This window comes from Allomuricauda sp. XS_ASV26, assembly GCF_041224615.1.
Lineage (GTDB): Bacteria > Bacteroidota > Bacteroidia > Flavobacteriales > Flavobacteriaceae > Flagellimonas > Flagellimonas alginolytica.
The window spans coordinates 195,160-212,159 of sequence record NZ_JBGFGK010000030.1 but is presented as its reverse complement, the minus strand read 5'-3'; the positions used below and the strand labels follow the sequence as shown (position 1 = coordinate 212,159).

Below are 17,000 nucleotides of genomic sequence, written 5' to 3'. Positions count from 1 at the left end.
GTTAGTTGAGTTGTTTGAGTATGTCCTTGACAATACTGTCGGGAGACTTGTCAATGGAAACCGAAATTTCGTTGGAAGGAGGTTCCAATGTATCGAACTGTGATTTTAGCAGGTCCATGGGCATAAAATGGTCTTTTCTGGTTTCCAATCTGGACCGAATTAATTCAAAAGTGCCGTTCAAATAAACAAACGCCATACAATTTCCCATTCCTGCTCGTAAGATGCTCCTGTAGTTTTTTTTAAGTGCCGAACATGCTATTATTGCACCGACTTTTTTGTTTTTCAACGCCAATTTATTGAGTTCGATAAGCCATTCTTTTCGATCGTTATCGTTCAATGGGGTGCCGGAGCTCATTTTTTCGATATTGGCTTCGGGGTGAAAGTCATCGCCATCATAAAAAGGCAAGTTGAGTTTTTTTGAAAGCAGTTTGCCGATTTTGGATTTACCGGAGCCACTGACTCCCATAACTACGAGCACGGTTTTATTATGAGGCATAAAGGTCGGTTTTTAATTGGTCTGTAACCATTTGTATCACTTTCTCCGGCTTACTATCAAAAGGGACCCACAAAATAGAATTATTTTTTCGCAGCCATGTTAGCTGCCGTTTTGCAAATCTCCGGGTATTTTTCTTGATTTCAGATACGGCAAATTCCAAAGTGCAATTATCGTCAAGATATTCAAAAAGTTCCTTGTAACCAACAGTTTGCAGTGCATTAAGTCTTTTATGCTCGTGTAGTTTTCTGGCTTCGTCCAATAATCCGGCCTCCATCATTAGATCTACGCGCTTATTTATTCTTTGGTAAATGATTTCCCTGGGGGCATCAATTCCAATATAGAGTGTTTTAAAGGGTCTTTTGGCTTTGGGTCGGTTTAGAAAAGAAGAATAAGGTTGATTGGAAGTTCTGCAAACCTCAAGGGCACGGATCAATCTATGCGGATTTTCCATATCCACTTTTTGGGCGTATTCCGGGTCTCTCTTTTTAAGTTCGGTCTGAAGGCTTTTTAAGCCTTCCTTTTCCAAAGTTTGGTTCAGTGCCAGTCTAATTTCCGGGTCAACATGGGGAAACTCATCCAGTCCGTTGACCACGGCATCCACATACAGTCCACTGCCACCAACCATTACGGCAATATTGTTTTCCTTAAATAGGTGTGTGAGCAATGCAATGGCATCTTTTTCAAAATCGCCTACGGAATAGGGTTCAAAAATGCTTTTATGCTGAATACAATGATGGTTGGCTTCTTGTAGCTCCTCCAGGGAGGGCACTGCAGTTCCGATATTCATTTCCTTAAAAAACTGACGGGAATCTGCCGATATGATCTCCGTATCGAAATATTTGGCCAGTGTAATGCCCAACGCTGTTTTGCCTATTGCAGTTGGGCCAACTATAGCAAGTAGGATCTTAGTGCTCATAAACCATGTCCGCAGTTATAACAATGCGATGCATCGTCTCTGTGCCCCCCAATACCACAGCATGGACAAGCTTGTGTATTTACGTGGACCATGGGTTCTTTATCAATATCCTTTTTGTCATCTTTACCGCTCTTGGCAATTTCTGCGGTCACAATTCCAGTGGGCACCGCAATAATACCATACCCCAAGATCATAATAACCGTGGCCAAAAACTGTCCTAAACTGGTTACAGGCGTAATGTCACCATAGCCTACGGTGGTCAGGGTAACAACGGTCCAATAGATACTCCTTGGGATACTCGTGAAACCAGCTTCGTTTCCTTCAACAATGTACATCATCGTACCCAGGATCACCGAAAGGATCAAGACCACATAAATAAATACTGCGATTTTAGTTCTACTGGCTTTTAGTGCTTTTTTTAGCTGTGAGGCTTCCCCAATGAACTTGACGAGCTTTAATATCCTGAAAATCCTTAGCAAGCGAAAAGCCCTTACCGCCAAAAGTACTTGTGAGCCGGCCAAAATATAGGAAAGGTACAAGGGAATGGTCGATAAAAAATCTATGATGCCATAAAAACTAAAGATGTATTTCCATGGTTTTTTTATACTGATGATCCTTGCAATATATTCGATGGAAAAAAAGATGGTCACAATCCACTCCATTGCAAGAAGGCTCTTGTGGTACTTCTGATCGATTTCCTGAACACTTTCCAGCATTACCAGAATTACACTGATAATGATCAATACAAAGAGCATCAGGTCAAAAAACTTGCCCGCAGGGGTATCCGCTTCATAAATTATTTCATGAAGGGTATTTTGCCATTTGGGAAGTGGTTTATTGTCCATAAGAAGGTGAGGTGGTTAACGGTATGGTTTTTAGTCGATGGTTTTTTCTTAAGTAGGTTTCCACTATAAAAGTAGTGTTTTCATCGCTACGCAACGGAGTCATAATCGATTCTAAGATATGAATATTATTGATCTGATGATTGAGTTCAACGTACCCAAATCCTTGAAGCTTACCATTTTTAACCAAAACAAAGCTTCGTTCCCCGGTCTCGCGCCCGCGATCTGTTAATGCAATGTTTTTATCTTGAATACTGTACTTTTCAAAAACGGACAATACTTTTTTGTTGCAACAATCTGGGTTGGATCGATTTTCCTTTTCTTGATTATTAGTTTCCCATCCGAGAGATGCGGGGCATAGGTCAAACTCTTCAGCAACTTTTTTTAGAAAGCTTTTTGCAGCTTGCGTTCCGTTGAATGCCATTTTTTTGTATTCCAAAGCCCTGCTTTTTTCCACGTCCAGAATTATGTGGTCCGTTCCGTTCCGATTAAAGTCTATGGTGTGGGTAAACAGTTTCTTTCTGGAAACATGATTGTACCGTGGTTTGGTTCTCGTTTGCTCTAAATATGCTTTTAGAATGGCAATAAGTTCACTGCCCGTAGTTTCGTAGGTAACCTTTTTGGTTTCTTTTTGCAGTTTGCGAGCTAATTTTCCAACATTGGTAAAATGCTGGTTCACACGCTTTTTAATGTTTTTTGTTTTACCTAAATAGATGATTTCGCCATCCTTGTTGTGCATATAGTACACACCGGTATCGGATGGGAGGTTAAAAACCATGTCCAATTGATTGGGGGATAGTTCTCCGTGGGTTTCTTCGCGAATGACTTCGGTAATGATCTTCTTTTCCGAGTCCTTGTTCAGCAACAATTTAAAAAGCTTCAAAGTAGCAAGGGCGTCGCCATTGGCACGGTGCCTATCACTCATGGGAATACCCAGTGATCGTGCCAATTTGCCCAGGCTGTGCGATTCTGCTTCGGGTATGAGTTGTTTGGAAAGGTCCACGGTACAAAGTGTCTTGCGTTGAAAATCATAGCCCAATCGCCTAAATTCCGTTCTAAGGATGCGATAGTCGAACTGGGCATTATGTGCCACTAGAACAGCTCCTTCGGTAATTTCAACGATACGCTTGGCCACTTCATGAAATTTTGGCGCCGACCGCAACATTTTATTGTTGATACCGGTAAGTTTGGCCACAAATGGCTGTATTTCCCTCTCTGGGTTGATCAAGCAGATAAATTTATCGACTACCTCGTGCCCATCGAACCTATGGATGGCAATCTCTGTAATGCCCTCCTCGTTATATTTTCCTCCGGTGCTTTCAATGTCGAGTATCGCGTACATGGAAAATTACTGGTTATGAATAGTTTCTAGCCCCAAATATACTGCTTCCGATCCGCACCATGTTACTGCCTTCCTTTATGGCTAATTGGTAATCACCGCTCATTCCCATGGAAAGAATGCCGATGTCGGGCAATTCTGTTTTAAGATCATCAAACAAAGATTTAAGTAGGGCAAACTCCTTACTAACTTGTTTTTTGTCATCCGTAAAAGTTGCCATGCCCATCAAACCAACAATTTTGATGTTTTCCATGGTCTTAAATTCCTCGGAATTGATGAGTTGATCGAGTTCGTTCTTATCAAGACCAAATTTAGTGTCCTCTTCGGCAATATGTATTTGTAGTAAGCAAGGTATTACACGGTCATGCTTTTTTGCCTGTTTGTCGATTTCCTTGAGTAACCGAGGGCTGTCCACCCCATGGATCAAGGAGACAAACTCGGCCATGTATTTTACCTTATTGCGTTGTAGGTGGCCTATCATGTGCCATTCGATGTCCTTGGGCAAATCTTGCCATTTTTGGACCATTTCCTGTACTTTATTTTCTCCAAACACCCGTTGCCCGGCATCATAGGCTTGCATAATATCTTTATTGGGCTTGGTTTTGGAAACGGCAACCAAGGTAACCCCTAAAGGGAGTTCGGATTTTATTTTATCGAGATTATCTTTTATGGACATAGTTTTCTATAATTCATAAATCGCCAGACCGCTGCGGAGCTTAGGCTCAATATACGTGCTTTTTGGGGGCATTACCAAACCTGCATCGGCAATGGCCTTAATTTCTTCTATGGTTGTGGGAACAAGGCTAAAACCAACGGCAAAAGCTCCCGAATCCACCATATCTTTCATTTGGATCAGGTTGTTTTTGCCATAACCGTAACATATCCGGTCGTCGTTTCGTAGGTCTGTAATCCCCAAAATGGGTTCCAAAACAGTTTTGTACAAAATTTGAGTGTCCAATTTACTCAAAGCATCGGGAAAAACGTGATTGGTTTTTCTAAAATGAAGGGTATAAAACTCTCCGGCCAAATACATGCTGAACTCATGTTTTTTGGAGGGTTTTCTCAGTCCGTCCATTCTTTTCTCGATACGGAAATGTTCGTCCAACTGGATAAGGAATTCTTTCTTGGAAAATCCGTTCAAATCCTTCACCATTCGATTGAACTCAAAAATTTTCATCTGGGACTCAGGAATCAGATAAGCCATAAAATAATTGTAGGCTTCCTCTCCGGTATGGTTGGGGTTTTCGGTCTTTTTAATATCGGCCAACAAACTGGAAGAGGCGCTACGGTGGTGTCCGTCCGCTATGTAGAGCGAGTTTAGGTCTCCAAAAGCACTTTCCAGTTTTTTTATGCCCTCGGGGTATGAAATTTTCCAAAGCTTGTGGTTTACTTTGTCCGTAGTGGTAAAATCATATTCGGGCTCGCGCTGTATTTTTCGTTGGAATATTTCATCTACCAAATCACTGTCCTCGTAAGTCATTAAAACCGGTTCTGCATTAAAACCTACGGTGTGCAGGTAATCTGCAAAAAGTTCTTCCCGGTCTTGTATGGTGTCCTCATGTTTTTTGATGACGTTGCTCCTGTAATCATCCACGCTACATGCACAAAAGAAGCCTAAACTCTTAAAATCATCCTTTTCTATTTGATAGAGATAAAAACTGGGCTCTTCGTCTTTCAAAAAGATGTTTTCTTCCAAAAACTCCAAATACCGATTATGTACAAGTCCAAAACGCTCCTTACCCTTAATGTTTTTATCGAACTTGAATCCTGGATTGATGATATGTAAAAACGAGAACGGGTTGTACTGCAGTACAGCCTTGAGCTCTTCTTTTGAATATTCCTCGTAGGAGCGCGATGCAACAAAAAAAGCTTTGTCCTTTGTGGGGCGAATGGCCTTAAAAGGCTTAACAATGGCCATGAAATTCCTTATATAGTTAAAAGAGGTGCTTCCCTCTAATTATTAATTATCGCTACTTAATTTCGAAATACTTGGTCTTCTTTGTCATTTCGAATGTAGTGAGAAATCTTGGTAATGATTTAAAGTTATGAGATTCCTCGTCGCTTTGTTCTGTTGGAATAACGATCAAATTCTTTTTAATCCTATTTAAATTGTGCGGAAACGTTTTCGGCTTTTCTGGACTCGGAATAATCGTAAAAGCCTTCACCTGATTTTACCCCTAATTTACCGGCCATCACCATATTCACAAGTAGAGGGCATGGGGCATATTTTGGGTTTTTGAAACCATCGTACATCACATTTAGGATGGAAAGACATACATCCAATCCAATAAAGTCGGCAAGTTGCAATGGGCCCATGGGGTGAGCCATTCCCAATTTCATTACCGTATCTATTTCTCTAACGCCGGCGACACCGTTGTACAAAGTTTCGATAGATTCGTTGATCATGGGCATTAAGATCCTGTTGGCCACAAATCCAGGATAATCGTTTACCTCGGTCGGGATTTTGCCCAATTTCTTGGATAGCTCCATAATGGTTTGGGTAACCTCGTTTGAGGTACTGTAGCCCCTTATGATCTCTACCAATTTCATAATTGGAACAGGATTCATAAAATGCATTCCGATTACTTTTTCCGGGCGTTTCGTGGCCGCTCCTATTTGTGTTATGGAAATGGAAGAGGTGTTGGTTGCCAAAATGGTTTCGGGCTTGCATATTTCGTCCAAATCCTTGAAGATCTTTAGTTTGATGTCCAAATTTTCCGTAGCTGCCTCTACCACAAGATCGGTATCGTTTACACCGTCCTTTATATTGGTGTAAGTGGTTATATTGGCCAATGTACCCTCTTTTTTGGCTTCGTCTATCACTTTCTTGGCGATCATACGGTCCAAATTTTTGGTTATTGTGGCCATTCCTTTGTCCAAAGATACTTGGGAAATGTCCACAAGATTTACATGATATCCGTTTTGTGCGAATACATGGGCAATTCCATTACCCATGGTTCCGGCACCGATTACAGCTATTTTTTTCATTGTATTTAGTTTGTATGGCTTTGTTCTCGGAACGGAGAACAACACTGAGTTAATTTTTAAAGGATTCGATTATTTGAAGGGCCACTCTAAGGGCATTGGCACCTTGTTCCAAGCTCACGATCGGTGTAGTATCGTTGTTGATGGCATTGGCAAAGGTTTCCAATTCGTCCAAAATGGCATTGTTGGCGTCTATTTCGGGGTTTTCAAAATAGATCTGCTTTTTATCGCCCTCGGCATTCTGGAGAATCATATCAAAATCACCAGGGTTTTCTGGTGCGTCCTTCATTTTTACAACCTCTACCTTTTTCTCTAAAAAGTCGACGGATATGTAGGCATCGCGCTGAAAGAACCTGGATTTACGCATATTTTTTAAGGAAATCCGACTCGATGTAAGATTGGCGACACAGCCGTTCTTAAATTGGATTCGGGCGTTTGCTATGTCTGGGGATTGACTGATCACCGAAACGCCACTTGCGTTTATTTTTTCGACTTCGGATGGAACAACGCTTAAAATAGCGTCAATATCATGGATCATTAAATCCAAGACCACGGGAACATCGGTTCCCCTGGGGTTAAATTCTGCCAAACGGTGCGTTTCTATGAACATGGGATTGTCGATCTTGTCCTTTACGGCCAAAAAAGCAGGGTTAAATCGCTCCACATGTCCCACTTGCCCTTTTACGCCATGCTGTTTGGTAAGTTCGAGCAATTCTTCGGCTTCTTCAAGTGTGTTGGTGATAGGTTTTTCAATAAATATGTGCTTGCCTTTTTCAATGGCCTTTTTGGCACAATCAAAATGTGAAAGGGTAGGGGTTACAATATCTACAACATCAACGGCATCGATCAATTTATTGATGTTCTCAAAATAATTATATCCAAATTCCGCTGCGACTTTCTTGGCGTTGATCTCATCGGGGTCATAAAACCCGACCAGTTCGTATTTGTCCGATTGGTTTAGGAGCCTCAGGTGTATTTTCCCTAAATGTCCTGCTCCAAGGACACCAACTTTTAGCATATTTCCTGTTTTCGTCAAAAATAAGGATATGATGTCAGTTTCCATAAATTTTTGATCGGAAGTAGAGGGATATTTTTAGGGAACTTTTTAAATTCGTGCCTCCAGACCACAGACCATGAAGGATACGCTCAAACATAGGGGAATGCGCAAGAACTTGGCAGAAGTTGTAGCTGCCAAGGGAATTACCGATCAAAAAGTTTTAGAGGCCATAAAGACTATTCCAAGGCACTTGTTTTTAGATAGCAGTTTTGAAGATCATGCGTATCAGGACAAGGCATTTCCCATTGGTGCGGATCAAACGATTTCCCAACCGTATACCGTAGCTTTCCAGACGGAATTGTTGCAGGTTGAACCCAATGCCAAGATTTTGGAGATAGGTACCGGGAGCGGGTATCAAACTGCTGTTTTATTGTATTTAAGGGCTAAAGTGTACACCATTGAAAGACAATCGGAACTGTTTAAATCCACCCGATTGTTTTTTAATAAAATGCACTATCGCCCCAAGAAGATGATTTTTGGGGATGGATATAAAGGATTGCCGCAAGAAGCTCCTTTTGATGGTATTATTGTTACTGCTGGCGCCCCAGAAGTGCCCAAACCGTTGTTGTCCCAACTAAAAATAGGTGGTAGGCTGGTAATCCCGGTAGGTGTTGACGAGCAGATCATGACACTATTTGTGCGTAAGTCTGAAAAGGAATTCGAGAAAAAGGAATTTGGGTCGTTTCGGTTTGTTCCGCTGTTGGAAGACAAAAATTAATTGTTGAAACTCTTTTTGATCCGGGAGAGATTGCGCTTATTGTCACGATCCTTTATGGTTTCCCGCTTATCGTACAGTTTTTTCCCCTTGGCAAGTCCAATATTCATTTTGGCGAGACCTCGATCATTTATAAAAACATTTAAGGGAACAATGGTCAATCCGGTTGTGGCGACCTCTTTTTGAAGTTTTTTCAACTCCCTTTTGTTGAGCAATAATTTACGTTCTGCTTTTGGCCTATGGTTGTAATGCCCACCATGGCTATACTCATCGATCTGCATATTGATCACAAACAGCTCGCCCTTGGGATTAAACTCACAAAAACTTTGCGAAATAGAGGCTTTGCCCAATCGAAGGGATTTAATTTCGGTACCGCCCAAAACTATACCTGCTGTGTAGGTATCCAGGATTTCGTAATCGAACCGGGCTCTTCTGTTTTTTATGTTGATATTTTTCTGCATTGGGGACAAAAATATAAACTCTTTAGCAAGATTTTTGTAATGTTACGTTAGATTTTACGAATAAGTATCAAAACTCATCTATGAAAAGAATTTTATCCCTGCTCCTCTTAGTTATTGTTATTGGTTGCAAACAAGAACCTAAAAAAGAACTGACCGCCCAAGATATTGTAAATAAATCCATTGAAGATAGCGGGGGTAAACTGTTCGAAACCCATGAAGTGACCTTCGATTTTAGGGATTTAAAATATAGATCGGAAAATATTGACGGTAATCGGGTGTATACGCGTACAAGGGATTTGGACTCGGTAGTCGTAAAAGATATTATGACCATGGATAATTTTGAGCGATACATGAATGACTCCTTGGTAAAAGTCAAGGATTCCATGGCTCAACTTTATACCAACTCCATTAACTCTGTCCACTATTTTGTGCGGTTGCCATTGGGGTTGAACGATGCCGCAGTAAACAAAGAGCTATTGGGCAAGGAGACCATTAAAAATAAAGAATACTACAAGATTAAGGTAACATTCGACCAACAAGGAGGAGGGGTCGATTTCGAAGACACTTATGTATATTGGTTTAACACAGAATCATTTAAACCTGATTACTTGGCCTATAGCTTCCATGTAAACGGTGGTGGACAGCGATTTAGAAAGGCATATAACGAGCGTTATATTGGCGGTATCCGTTTTGTGGATTATGAAAACTATAAACCCAAACAAGAAGGAAGCGATATATTGGAAATTGGCCAGTTGTTCCATACGGACGGGCTGGAACTATTATCCAAAATAGAAACTAAAAATATTACCGTTACGGACGAATCGGAATAAGGCTATCTTTGGTCAATACAATTTTTTTGGAATAGAAATGGTTAATCCATTTTTAGTCGAATGTCGGTTGGGACACCATCGATAAAACGAACAATAAAAAGACTGCTGTTGTCCGAGTCGTCCATTTGATCGTATTTTTCCAAGCCTAAAATTTTATTTACCAGCATGGGGGTGGTATTGCTGTGGCCTACCACTAATATATTCTTACCTTCATTAATAAGCTTAAACTCCTCAATATCCAAAGTTTGTGGATCGTAGTACTCAATATCGATATCTTTTTTGATAGAGGTCGGCGCAGCGGTCATGGATGTGCGCTCGTAATTGGTGGAATACACTTTGTCCAAAGAAATAGGGTCGAAAACTTCTGCCCAGCGAATAGCTCTGTCGAGACCATCTTGATTTAGCTCCGGGTCCGGGTTGTCCGGATCGGTCCTGTCCTTTTCTGCATGACGAATAAAATAAAAGGTGGAGATAACAGGGTCTTCCACAATTTTTGTATCTTTTTTGCATCCGATACTTCCAACGAGTATAATTGCAAGAGCAATTAGCGGTTTGATGGTTCGCATAGTTCTATTCAAAGTTCCCTAGTTTTTATTTGTCCGTTTAAAAGTAACGTTTAATTTTTATTTTCTTGTATGCGAAAATTAGTGGTTTGTATTTTGGTACTGGTAAATTTCTGGTTTAGTAGGGGGCAAGAACTTGTTTTGCCATCGGATTTTAGGCAACATACGCTCACTCAGTTCAATGCCAGTTTGTGGAACCCTACCTATTCCCTGGATTGGAACAGGCCGAACTCACTATCCATTTGGACGCGTTGGCAATGGCAGAGTATCGACGGAGACCCAACATCTATCTTTGTAAATTATACCCATCAATTAAATCAGATGGCCGTTGTCGCAGGTGGTTTTTTGCAACATAATACGGGCTTATTTTTATACACGGGAGGCAACTTGAATTTTGCGCAAACTTTTCAGCTCGATGATGGGGTCGACCTAATGGCCGGACTAAATACATTTGCTTTTAGGCAAACCGTGGCAGATGAGCGGTTTGGGCTGGAAGACGAACTTACCCCTGAGGAATTGGAAGATCTTGAGGGATTTAGGGTCCAATTTTCACCAGCTCTTCGACTAATGGTCAATCGTTTTAGTGTTGGTGTGGCATTTGAAAATGCTGTGGGTTTTAATGTATCCGGGAATGGCGAGAATATGGATAGTTTTCAGGTGGTTACCGGAACATTGGCCAACGACTTTCCAGTAACGATATCAGATGCTTTTGGGGACAGTTTTGTTCGGCCTGTGGTGTATGTAAAATCTGTACCAGAGGGCGATACCCAATATGGCATTAATGGGCTTTTGTCCACATCCAAGTTTTGGGTGCAGGGCGGGTATAATAGTTTTTATGGTGCATCCGGAGGGCTGGGTGTTACTATAGCCAATACTTTTTCCGTAGGTGGGCTTATGGAATTTGGAACAGACGATCTATTGACCGATGAAGATACTACCATAGAAATTGTAGCGTCTTATCACTTTGGAAAAACAAAATCCAGGGAAAAGCATCAAGACCCTGAAGGTGACAAAGAAAAATCAAGGCAGCTCGAAGAAGAAATCGAGCGACAACGCAAAGAAAAGGAACAAAGGGAACTCCAAGCTAGAAGAGAGATGGAGCGAGAGAAAGATTCGTTGTCCGAAATCCAACGAAAGAACGTGCAATTGGAGCTTCAACGTAAAAAAGATAGTATTGCACGTTTACAGAATCAAACAGTGGAAGTAAAACCCAATGAACGATATGAGGAAGTTGAAAGCGAGGACGGTCTGCAGGCCGGTTTTTATCTGATCGCCAATGTGTACGGCACAAAGAAATATTTCGAGAGTTTTATGGAAACGGTCCTTGAGATGGGACTAGAGCCCAAATCTTTCTACAGAAAATCCAATAGATATAATTATGTATACTTGGAAAGGTATAACACCATGGAAGAGGCCAGAAAAGCAAGGGACAGTAAATTTTATGGCAAATACGTGTACAAAACATGGATTTTTAGGGTCAGAGGGAATTAATTCTATTCAACTATCCATGTTTGCCTTAACTTGTAAGTCATCGATAGTGGTTAAAAGGGGGGAAATCTGGTCGCAATGCATTCTTTCCTGTCCGAACCATTTTGAAAGCAACCAAAGGATTCGTCTTATTTTCTAAGCTCTTGTTTTATCAAATATTCCAAATAGGTGATGGTGTTCATCAAATATTTGCGATCCTGTGTCATCGTACTCATTGCAATGGCGCCTTGGATCATGGTGAATAATTGCTTGGCAAACTGCAGAGGCGGGACCGCAAGTCTGATTTCGTTTTGTTTGGCACCGTTTTCTAGTACGAGTGCGATTTTGCCCTCGACCTCCTTTATGGTTTCTTTTACGGCAGCGGCCAAGAGCTTGTTGTTTCCTTGTGCATCAACACCAACATTTAGCAGTGGGCATCCACCCATGGGCAGTGTAAATACGTCATATTGTTTGTAAAAACCCAGTAAGGAGTACAGTTTATCCAAAGCAGCCGTTCCAAACTCCAGTTTATGGTCTATGGCCGACAACAACAAATTTCTATTGTACTCGAAAGAAGAAAGGGCCAGGGCCTCTTTGTTTTCAAAATTACCATAAATAGCACCTTTGGTCAGGCCGGTGGCCTCTGTAAGATCACTCATACTGGTGCCCACGTAGCCATGTTTGTTGAAAATGGGAGCCACGGTTTCAATAATGTACGCTGTGGTCCTTTCGGCTTTCTTGGTCATTTTAGTAAAGGTTGGTATTGGTAGAAACTAAGATATAAAAAATTAGATACTGTCTGGTATTTTCCAAAACAAAAGCCCCTACTTTAACAAAGTAAGGGCTCGTTTTAAGGGCGATTTAATGTTATTCCACCAATTCGTTCTGATTTCTGAACACCAATTGGTCGTCAAAAGAATCCAGTAGAACAATACTGTCCGAACTAATTTTGCCCGAAAGCAGTTCTTTGGATAAGCTGTTCAATACTTCTTTTTGAATCAATCTTTTGACCGGTCTGGCACCGTATTGGGGGTCGTAACCTTTCTCTGCCAAATAAGCAATGGCTTCTTGTGTGGCATCCAACGTAATATTTTGCTTGGACAACATTTTCTTTAAGTTTTCCAATTGAAGCCCTACAATGTCCTTGATATCCGATTTGCTCAACGGGGTAAACATGATAATGTCGTCTATTCGGTTCAAAAACTCTGGCCTAATGGTTTTCCTTAGTAATCCCAGCACCTCTACTCGAGCTGCATCGGAAGCACTTTCCACATCCACGGCATCTTCGAACTTCTCTTGGATAATGTGGCTGCCCATGTTACTGGTCATTATAATAATGGAGTTTTTAAAATCTGCCACTCGACCTTTGTTGTCGGTCAGTCTTCCCTCGTCCAGCACTTGCAAAAGGATGTTGAACGTATCTGGGTGTGCTTTTTCTATCTCGTCCAACAGGATTACCGAATAAGGCTTCCGCCGTACGGCTTCCGTTAATTGTCCACCTTCATCATATCCTACATACCCCGGAGGGGCCCCGACCAACCTGCTAACGGAATGGCGTTCTTGGTACTCGCTCATATCGATCCGTGTAATTGCATTTTCGTCATCGAACAAGTATGAGGCCAGGGTTTTTGCCAACTCGGTTTTACCTACCCCTGTTGTACCTAGAAATAGAAAAGAGCCTATAGGTTTTTTGGCATCTTGCAATCCGGCCCTACTTCTTCGGATGGCATCGGAGACGGCAATTATTGCCTCATCTTGGCCCACTACGCGCTTGTGGAGTACATCTTCCAATTTTAAAAGTTTCTCCCTTTCGCTCTGCATCATCTTGTTGACCGGGATACCTGTCCATTTGGCAACTACTTCCGCAATATCCTCATAGGTTACTTCTTCTTTGATCAGAGTACCTGCGGTTTGCTGCGTTGCAAGCTCTTCTTGTAACTTGTCCAATTTTTCCTGGGCTTCTTTGATCTTGCCATACCGCAATTCTGCTACCTTACCGTAATCGCCGTTGCGTTCGGCACGTTCGGCCTCTACTTTATAGTGTTCGATATCCTCTTTGGTTTTTTGGATATTGTCCACCACGGTTTTTTCACTCTCCCATTTGGCGAAAATTTCGTTACGGTCTTCCTTAAGGTTGGCCAGTTCCAAATTCAACGACTTAAGTTTGGTCGTATCGTTTTCTCGTTTAATGGCTTCGACCTCAATTTCCAGTTGCATGATCTTTCTGTCCAAAACGTCTAGTTCTTCGGGTTTGGAATTAATTTCCATTCGAAGTTTGGAAGCGGCCTCGTCCATAAGGTCGATTGCCTTGTCTGGCAAAAAGCGATTGGTAATGTAGCGTTGAGATAGTTCCACGGCACCGATTACGGCATCATCCTTAATTCGGACCTTGTGGTGGGCTTCGTACTTTTCCTTTATACCTCTAAGTATGGAAATGGCACTTTCGGTATCGGGTTCGTCCACGATTACCTTTTGGAACCTGCGCTCCAGGGCTTTGTCCTTTTCAAAATATTTTTGATATTCATCCAAAGTTGTGGCTCCTATGGCTCTGAGTTCACCACGTGCCAACGCAGGTTTTAGAATATTTGCAGCGTCCATTGCACCCTGTCCGCCACCTGCACCTACCAGTGTGTGAATTTCATCTATAAATAGTACAATATTGCCATCGGAGGAGGTAACTTCCTTGATTACGGCCTTAAGGCGCTCCTCGAACTCGCCCTTGTATTTTGCTCCAGCAATAAGGGCACCCATATCGAGCGAATAGATTACTTTGTCCTTTAGGTTTTCCGGTACGTCTCCTTGAATAATTCGGTGCGCCAGACCCTCCGCGATCGCGGTTTTACCTACCCCGGGCTCACCAACGAGCATGGGATTGTTTTTTGTTCTACGGGACAAAATTTGCAGTACCCTTCGAATTTCTTCGTCCCTCCCGATTACGGGGTCCAATTTGCCGCTATCGGCCATTTGGTTAAGGTTGTTTGCATATTTATCCAAGGAATTATAGGTGTCCTCGGCACTTTGCGAGGTAACCTTTCCACCTTTTCGCAGTTCTTGAATGGCAGTTTTAAAATCTTTCTCCGTAGCACCCTGATCTTTTAAGATCTGGGCAATTTTACTTTTGGATTTAAAAATGGCCAATAGCAAATGCTCGACCGAAACATATTCATCGCCCATGTTCTTTGCAATGATGCTGGCCTCGTTCACCGTTTTACCTGCTTCTCTGGATAGCATTGTTTCCCCTCCCGAGACCTTGGCAAAACTCTGCAGTTCTTTGTCCAATATTTGGTTGATGAGGTTGGTATTGACATTCAATTTTTTTAGTATGAAAGGCAATACGTTTTCATCGACTTCGGCAATAGCCTTGAACAAATGCTCGTTTTCGATTTGTTGATGCCCAAATTCTTGGGCCAACTGTTGAGCCCTTTGAATGGCTTCTTGTGATTTTATGGTAAAATTATTAAAGTTCATAGTTGTTGTTTTTTTTGAATTAAGTCAACAACCTTACCATGAAGAAGATACCGTCAAAATGTCTGTGAAACTTAATAAAAACAAGACATTTAGTCAGTTGTAAGCTTTTTGTTCCCCTACGACTTATCCTGTAAATTTGTGATATGGGATTATTTGACAGTGTTTTCGGAAAGAAGGAGAAAACCAATACGGAAAAGAAGGAATTGCCCTGGGTTCCATTGGAATCATTAGAGCAATTGGAGACGATTAAGGAGAAATCAAAAGCGAGACCCCAAATTGTTTATAAGCATTCCAGTACATGCGGTATCAGCAGAATGGTATTGGGCATGTTTACCGAAGGATATGATATGGATTTGGAGGTCGATATTCATTTTTTAACGATTCAGCGCAATCGGGATGTATCGAACGCGATAGAGGACCAGTTCAAAGTACGGCATGAGTCGCCACAATTGCTAGTAATCAAGAATGGCGAAGTGGTTTTCCATACATCCCACGGAGCTATTTCGGATGTAGATTTGAAACAGTACCTGTAGGTTTTGGATAGGTTTCGACTCGAGCGTGGCCAAGAACGTTAATACATCTCGACCACGCTCGATACGGCACCATTTTTTAATTGAACTGGTACTTGGATACAATGCTCTTTAGGCGTGCTTTTAGATCTTCGCCTGCATCGTAGACCATTTGCTCGTTCGACGGAAAAGGAACTTCCCTAGCGTTCAAGTACAACAAAAGGTCGTCTTCCAAGGCTCTTTTGTCTCCTTGATAATTGGCGAAGATATGTTCAAAAATAAATTCGCTCGATAGGGGGTAGGAGTTGATTTCCTGTCCGCTCCGTAAATCTGTAAAACTCACTTTTGCGCCAATTTGAGCACTTTTGGTCTGGGTAAACTGGAACAATTTACAAGTAACCGTTCGCATTTTATCTACTTTTATTTTGTTTCCCAAACTATCCTTTACCACATTGCCATCTTTGTCCAAGAGGTATTGCCAACCGTCTTTGATTTGTCTCTCTTTTATCACTTGGGTTTCGTTAATACGCTCCGGAGACACGTTGATCTCCATAAAATCCAAGTTCATGGCATAATCATATTTTACATTTTTCAAGGGGTTGGTGTGGTATTGCAACCAGAAGTTATCAATGCCAAAGGCATTAAAATCCAAAAGCTCCGACTCCAATCGCTCCGGGATGATCTGTTGTGTCTGATTTGCAATGTCCACCCTTACGAATTCCAAACCTTTATTGTAGGCTTCATCCATTTTTGCTACCGTTTCCCGGTAGCCCGGGTTAATTTCCTGCAAATATTTTAAATCATCATAGGCATTTCTGTAATCCGATTTATACTTGGCCGTGGATAGTAGGTTCAGGGCATTTTGGTATAAATGCTCGGAAAGTTCGTCCTTGGTATTTAAGATATTGTTATCGTAGTTTACAAAATTGAACTCGGCGTTTCTTCCTTCATCTGAAATATACAAAGGTAGTAAAGGTCTTATACGCTGTTGGATTTGTTTTAACTGTAAATATTTATTGTAGATGTTTTCCAAATTCGCGGGATTGCCATCATTCTGAAGAAATGAAATTTCTTGTTGCTCCCTCGCGGCATTTTTGGCAAAGGCCTCTTCCAATAAAACAATGTACTGTTGATGTCCTTTTTTGGTCTTGTTCTCGGCCAGGTTCTTTATGGCCTTGTTCATTGCTGTAATGTAGTTGCCCGTATTGAGGGCCTCCTGTGTTTTCTTTACGCCGCTGCAAGCGCTAAAAACAATTATTGCGGTTAAGAGTAAAATTTTTTTCATAGGTTCAACTTTATTGGTTTGATTAGGGGGAATTCAATAGCTGTGCCAAAATTCCCCAATTTATAAA

The 17,000-nt window shown here is 41.5% G+C and carries 17 protein-coding genes; 4 read left to right on the top strand and 13 right to left on the bottom strand.

The window, feature by feature from the left end; genetic code table 11:
- Position 1 precedes the first annotated feature (1 nt).
- The 8 genes from AB9K32_RS06085 to AB9K32_RS06050 form a co-directional block, all read right to left on the bottom strand.
- Positions 2–496: a gluconokinase gene (locus AB9K32_RS06085; RefSeq protein ID WP_293295058.1), complete on the bottom strand. Its 495-nt coding sequence runs from the start codon at positions 494–496 to the stop codon at positions 2–4.
- Entirely contained in the window at positions 486–1,412 is a 927-nt protein-coding gene (gene miaA / locus AB9K32_RS06080; protein ID WP_338195521.1) for a tRNA (adenosine(37)-N6)-dimethylallyltransferase MiaA, read from the bottom strand. Before miaA ends, AB9K32_RS06085 begins: the two co-directional genes overlap by 11 nt.
- On the bottom strand, positions 1,409–2,257 hold the full coding sequence (locus AB9K32_RS06075) for an ion transporter (RefSeq protein WP_224836710.1): 849 nt from the start codon (positions 2,255–2,257) through the stop codon (positions 1,409–1,411). The genes miaA and AB9K32_RS06075 overlap by 4 nt, the downstream gene beginning before the upstream one ends.
- Entirely contained in the window at positions 2,247–3,596 is a 1,350-nt protein-coding gene (locus AB9K32_RS06070; protein ID WP_369884662.1) for an exonuclease domain-containing protein, read from the bottom strand. The genes AB9K32_RS06075 and AB9K32_RS06070 overlap by 11 nt, the downstream gene beginning before the upstream one ends.
- Before the next feature lie 13 nt (positions 3,597–3,609).
- Positions 3,610–4,269 carry a YggS family pyridoxal phosphate-dependent enzyme gene (locus tag AB9K32_RS06065; RefSeq protein WP_338195516.1) on the bottom strand — a complete coding sequence of 220 codons (660 nt, stop codon included), beginning with the start codon at positions 4,267–4,269 and terminating at the stop codon, positions 3,610–3,612.
- Between the two features lie 6 nt (positions 4,270–4,275).
- Complete coding sequence (locus tag AB9K32_RS06060; protein ID WP_224836713.1) at positions 4,276–5,511, bottom strand: DUF1015 domain-containing protein; 1,236 nt, start codon at positions 5,509–5,511, stop codon at positions 4,276–4,278.
- Between the two features lie 182 nt (positions 5,512–5,693).
- The gene (locus tag AB9K32_RS06055; RefSeq protein WP_369884661.1) at positions 5,694–6,581 is read right to left on the bottom strand and encodes a 3-hydroxyacyl-CoA dehydrogenase family protein; all 888 of its coding nucleotides are present in this window, start codon (positions 6,579–6,581) and stop codon (positions 5,694–5,696) included.
- Between the two features lie 49 nt (positions 6,582–6,630).
- Entirely contained in the window at positions 6,631–7,596 is a 966-nt protein-coding gene (locus tag AB9K32_RS06050) for a Gfo/Idh/MocA family protein (RefSeq protein WP_252081252.1), read from the bottom strand.
- Positions 7,597–7,711: 115 nt separating this feature from the next.
- Here AB9K32_RS06050 and AB9K32_RS06045 point away from each other — a divergent pair, with 115 nt between their 5' ends.
- Positions 7,712–8,353 carry a protein-L-isoaspartate(D-aspartate) O-methyltransferase gene (locus AB9K32_RS06045; protein WP_224836715.1) on the top strand — a complete coding sequence of 214 codons (642 nt, stop codon included), beginning with the start codon at positions 7,712–7,714 and terminating at the stop codon, positions 8,351–8,353.
- Here AB9K32_RS06045 and smpB read toward each other — a convergent pair.
- Positions 8,350–8,811 carry an SsrA-binding protein SmpB gene (smpB, locus tag AB9K32_RS06040; protein ID WP_224836716.1) on the bottom strand — a complete coding sequence of 154 codons (462 nt, stop codon included), beginning with the start codon at positions 8,809–8,811 and terminating at the stop codon, positions 8,350–8,352. The two genes, AB9K32_RS06045 and smpB, sit on opposite strands and share 4 nt — an antisense overlap.
- A gap of 80 nt (positions 8,812–8,891) precedes the next feature.
- Here smpB and AB9K32_RS06035 point away from each other — a divergent pair, with 80 nt between their 5' ends.
- Positions 8,892–9,641 (top strand): DUF6503 family protein, encoded by a 750-nt coding sequence (locus tag AB9K32_RS06035; RefSeq protein ID WP_369884660.1) that lies wholly within the window; start codon positions 8,892–8,894, stop codon positions 9,639–9,641.
- 41 nt (positions 9,642–9,682) lie between these two features.
- Here the strand turns inward: AB9K32_RS06035 and AB9K32_RS06030 are convergent, their stop codons facing one another.
- Positions 9,683–10,207, bottom strand: coding sequence for a histidine phosphatase family protein (locus tag AB9K32_RS06030; protein ID WP_224837041.1), 525 nt, complete (start codon positions 10,205–10,207; stop codon positions 9,683–9,685).
- 69 nt (positions 10,208–10,276) lie between these two features.
- Between AB9K32_RS06030 and AB9K32_RS06025 the strand changes: the two genes are divergently transcribed.
- A complete protein-coding gene (locus AB9K32_RS06025) occupies positions 10,277–11,695 on the top strand; it encodes a PorP/SprF family type IX secretion system membrane protein (protein ID WP_369884659.1) in 1,419 nt (472 codons plus the stop codon).
- 125 nt (positions 11,696–11,820) lie between these two features.
- On the opposite strand, the gene AB9K32_RS06020 is transcribed toward AB9K32_RS06025, so the two are convergent.
- Together AB9K32_RS06020 and clpB are read right to left on the bottom strand one after the other, a co-directional pair.
- Positions 11,821–12,417: a TetR/AcrR family transcriptional regulator gene (locus AB9K32_RS06020; RefSeq protein ID WP_252079917.1), complete on the bottom strand. Its 597-nt coding sequence runs from the start codon at positions 12,415–12,417 to the stop codon at positions 11,821–11,823.
- A gap of 121 nt (positions 12,418–12,538) precedes the next feature.
- Positions 12,539–15,139 (bottom strand): ATP-dependent chaperone ClpB, encoded by a 2,601-nt coding sequence (clpB, locus tag AB9K32_RS06015; RefSeq protein WP_252079916.1) that lies wholly within the window; start codon positions 15,137–15,139, stop codon positions 12,539–12,541.
- A gap of 143 nt (positions 15,140–15,282) precedes the next feature.
- On the opposite strand from clpB, the gene ytxJ reads away from it, so the two are divergent.
- On the top strand, positions 15,283–15,672 hold the full coding sequence (gene ytxJ, locus AB9K32_RS06010) for a bacillithiol system redox-active protein YtxJ (RefSeq protein WP_293295067.1): 390 nt from the start codon (positions 15,283–15,285) through the stop codon (positions 15,670–15,672).
- Positions 15,673–15,748: 76 nt separating this feature from the next.
- Here ytxJ and AB9K32_RS06005 read toward each other — a convergent pair whose 3' ends face one another.
- Positions 15,749–16,933, bottom strand: coding sequence for a hypothetical protein (locus AB9K32_RS06005; protein WP_369884658.1), 1,185 nt, complete (start codon positions 16,931–16,933; stop codon positions 15,749–15,751).
- Positions 16,934–17,000: the final 67 nt, after the last annotated feature.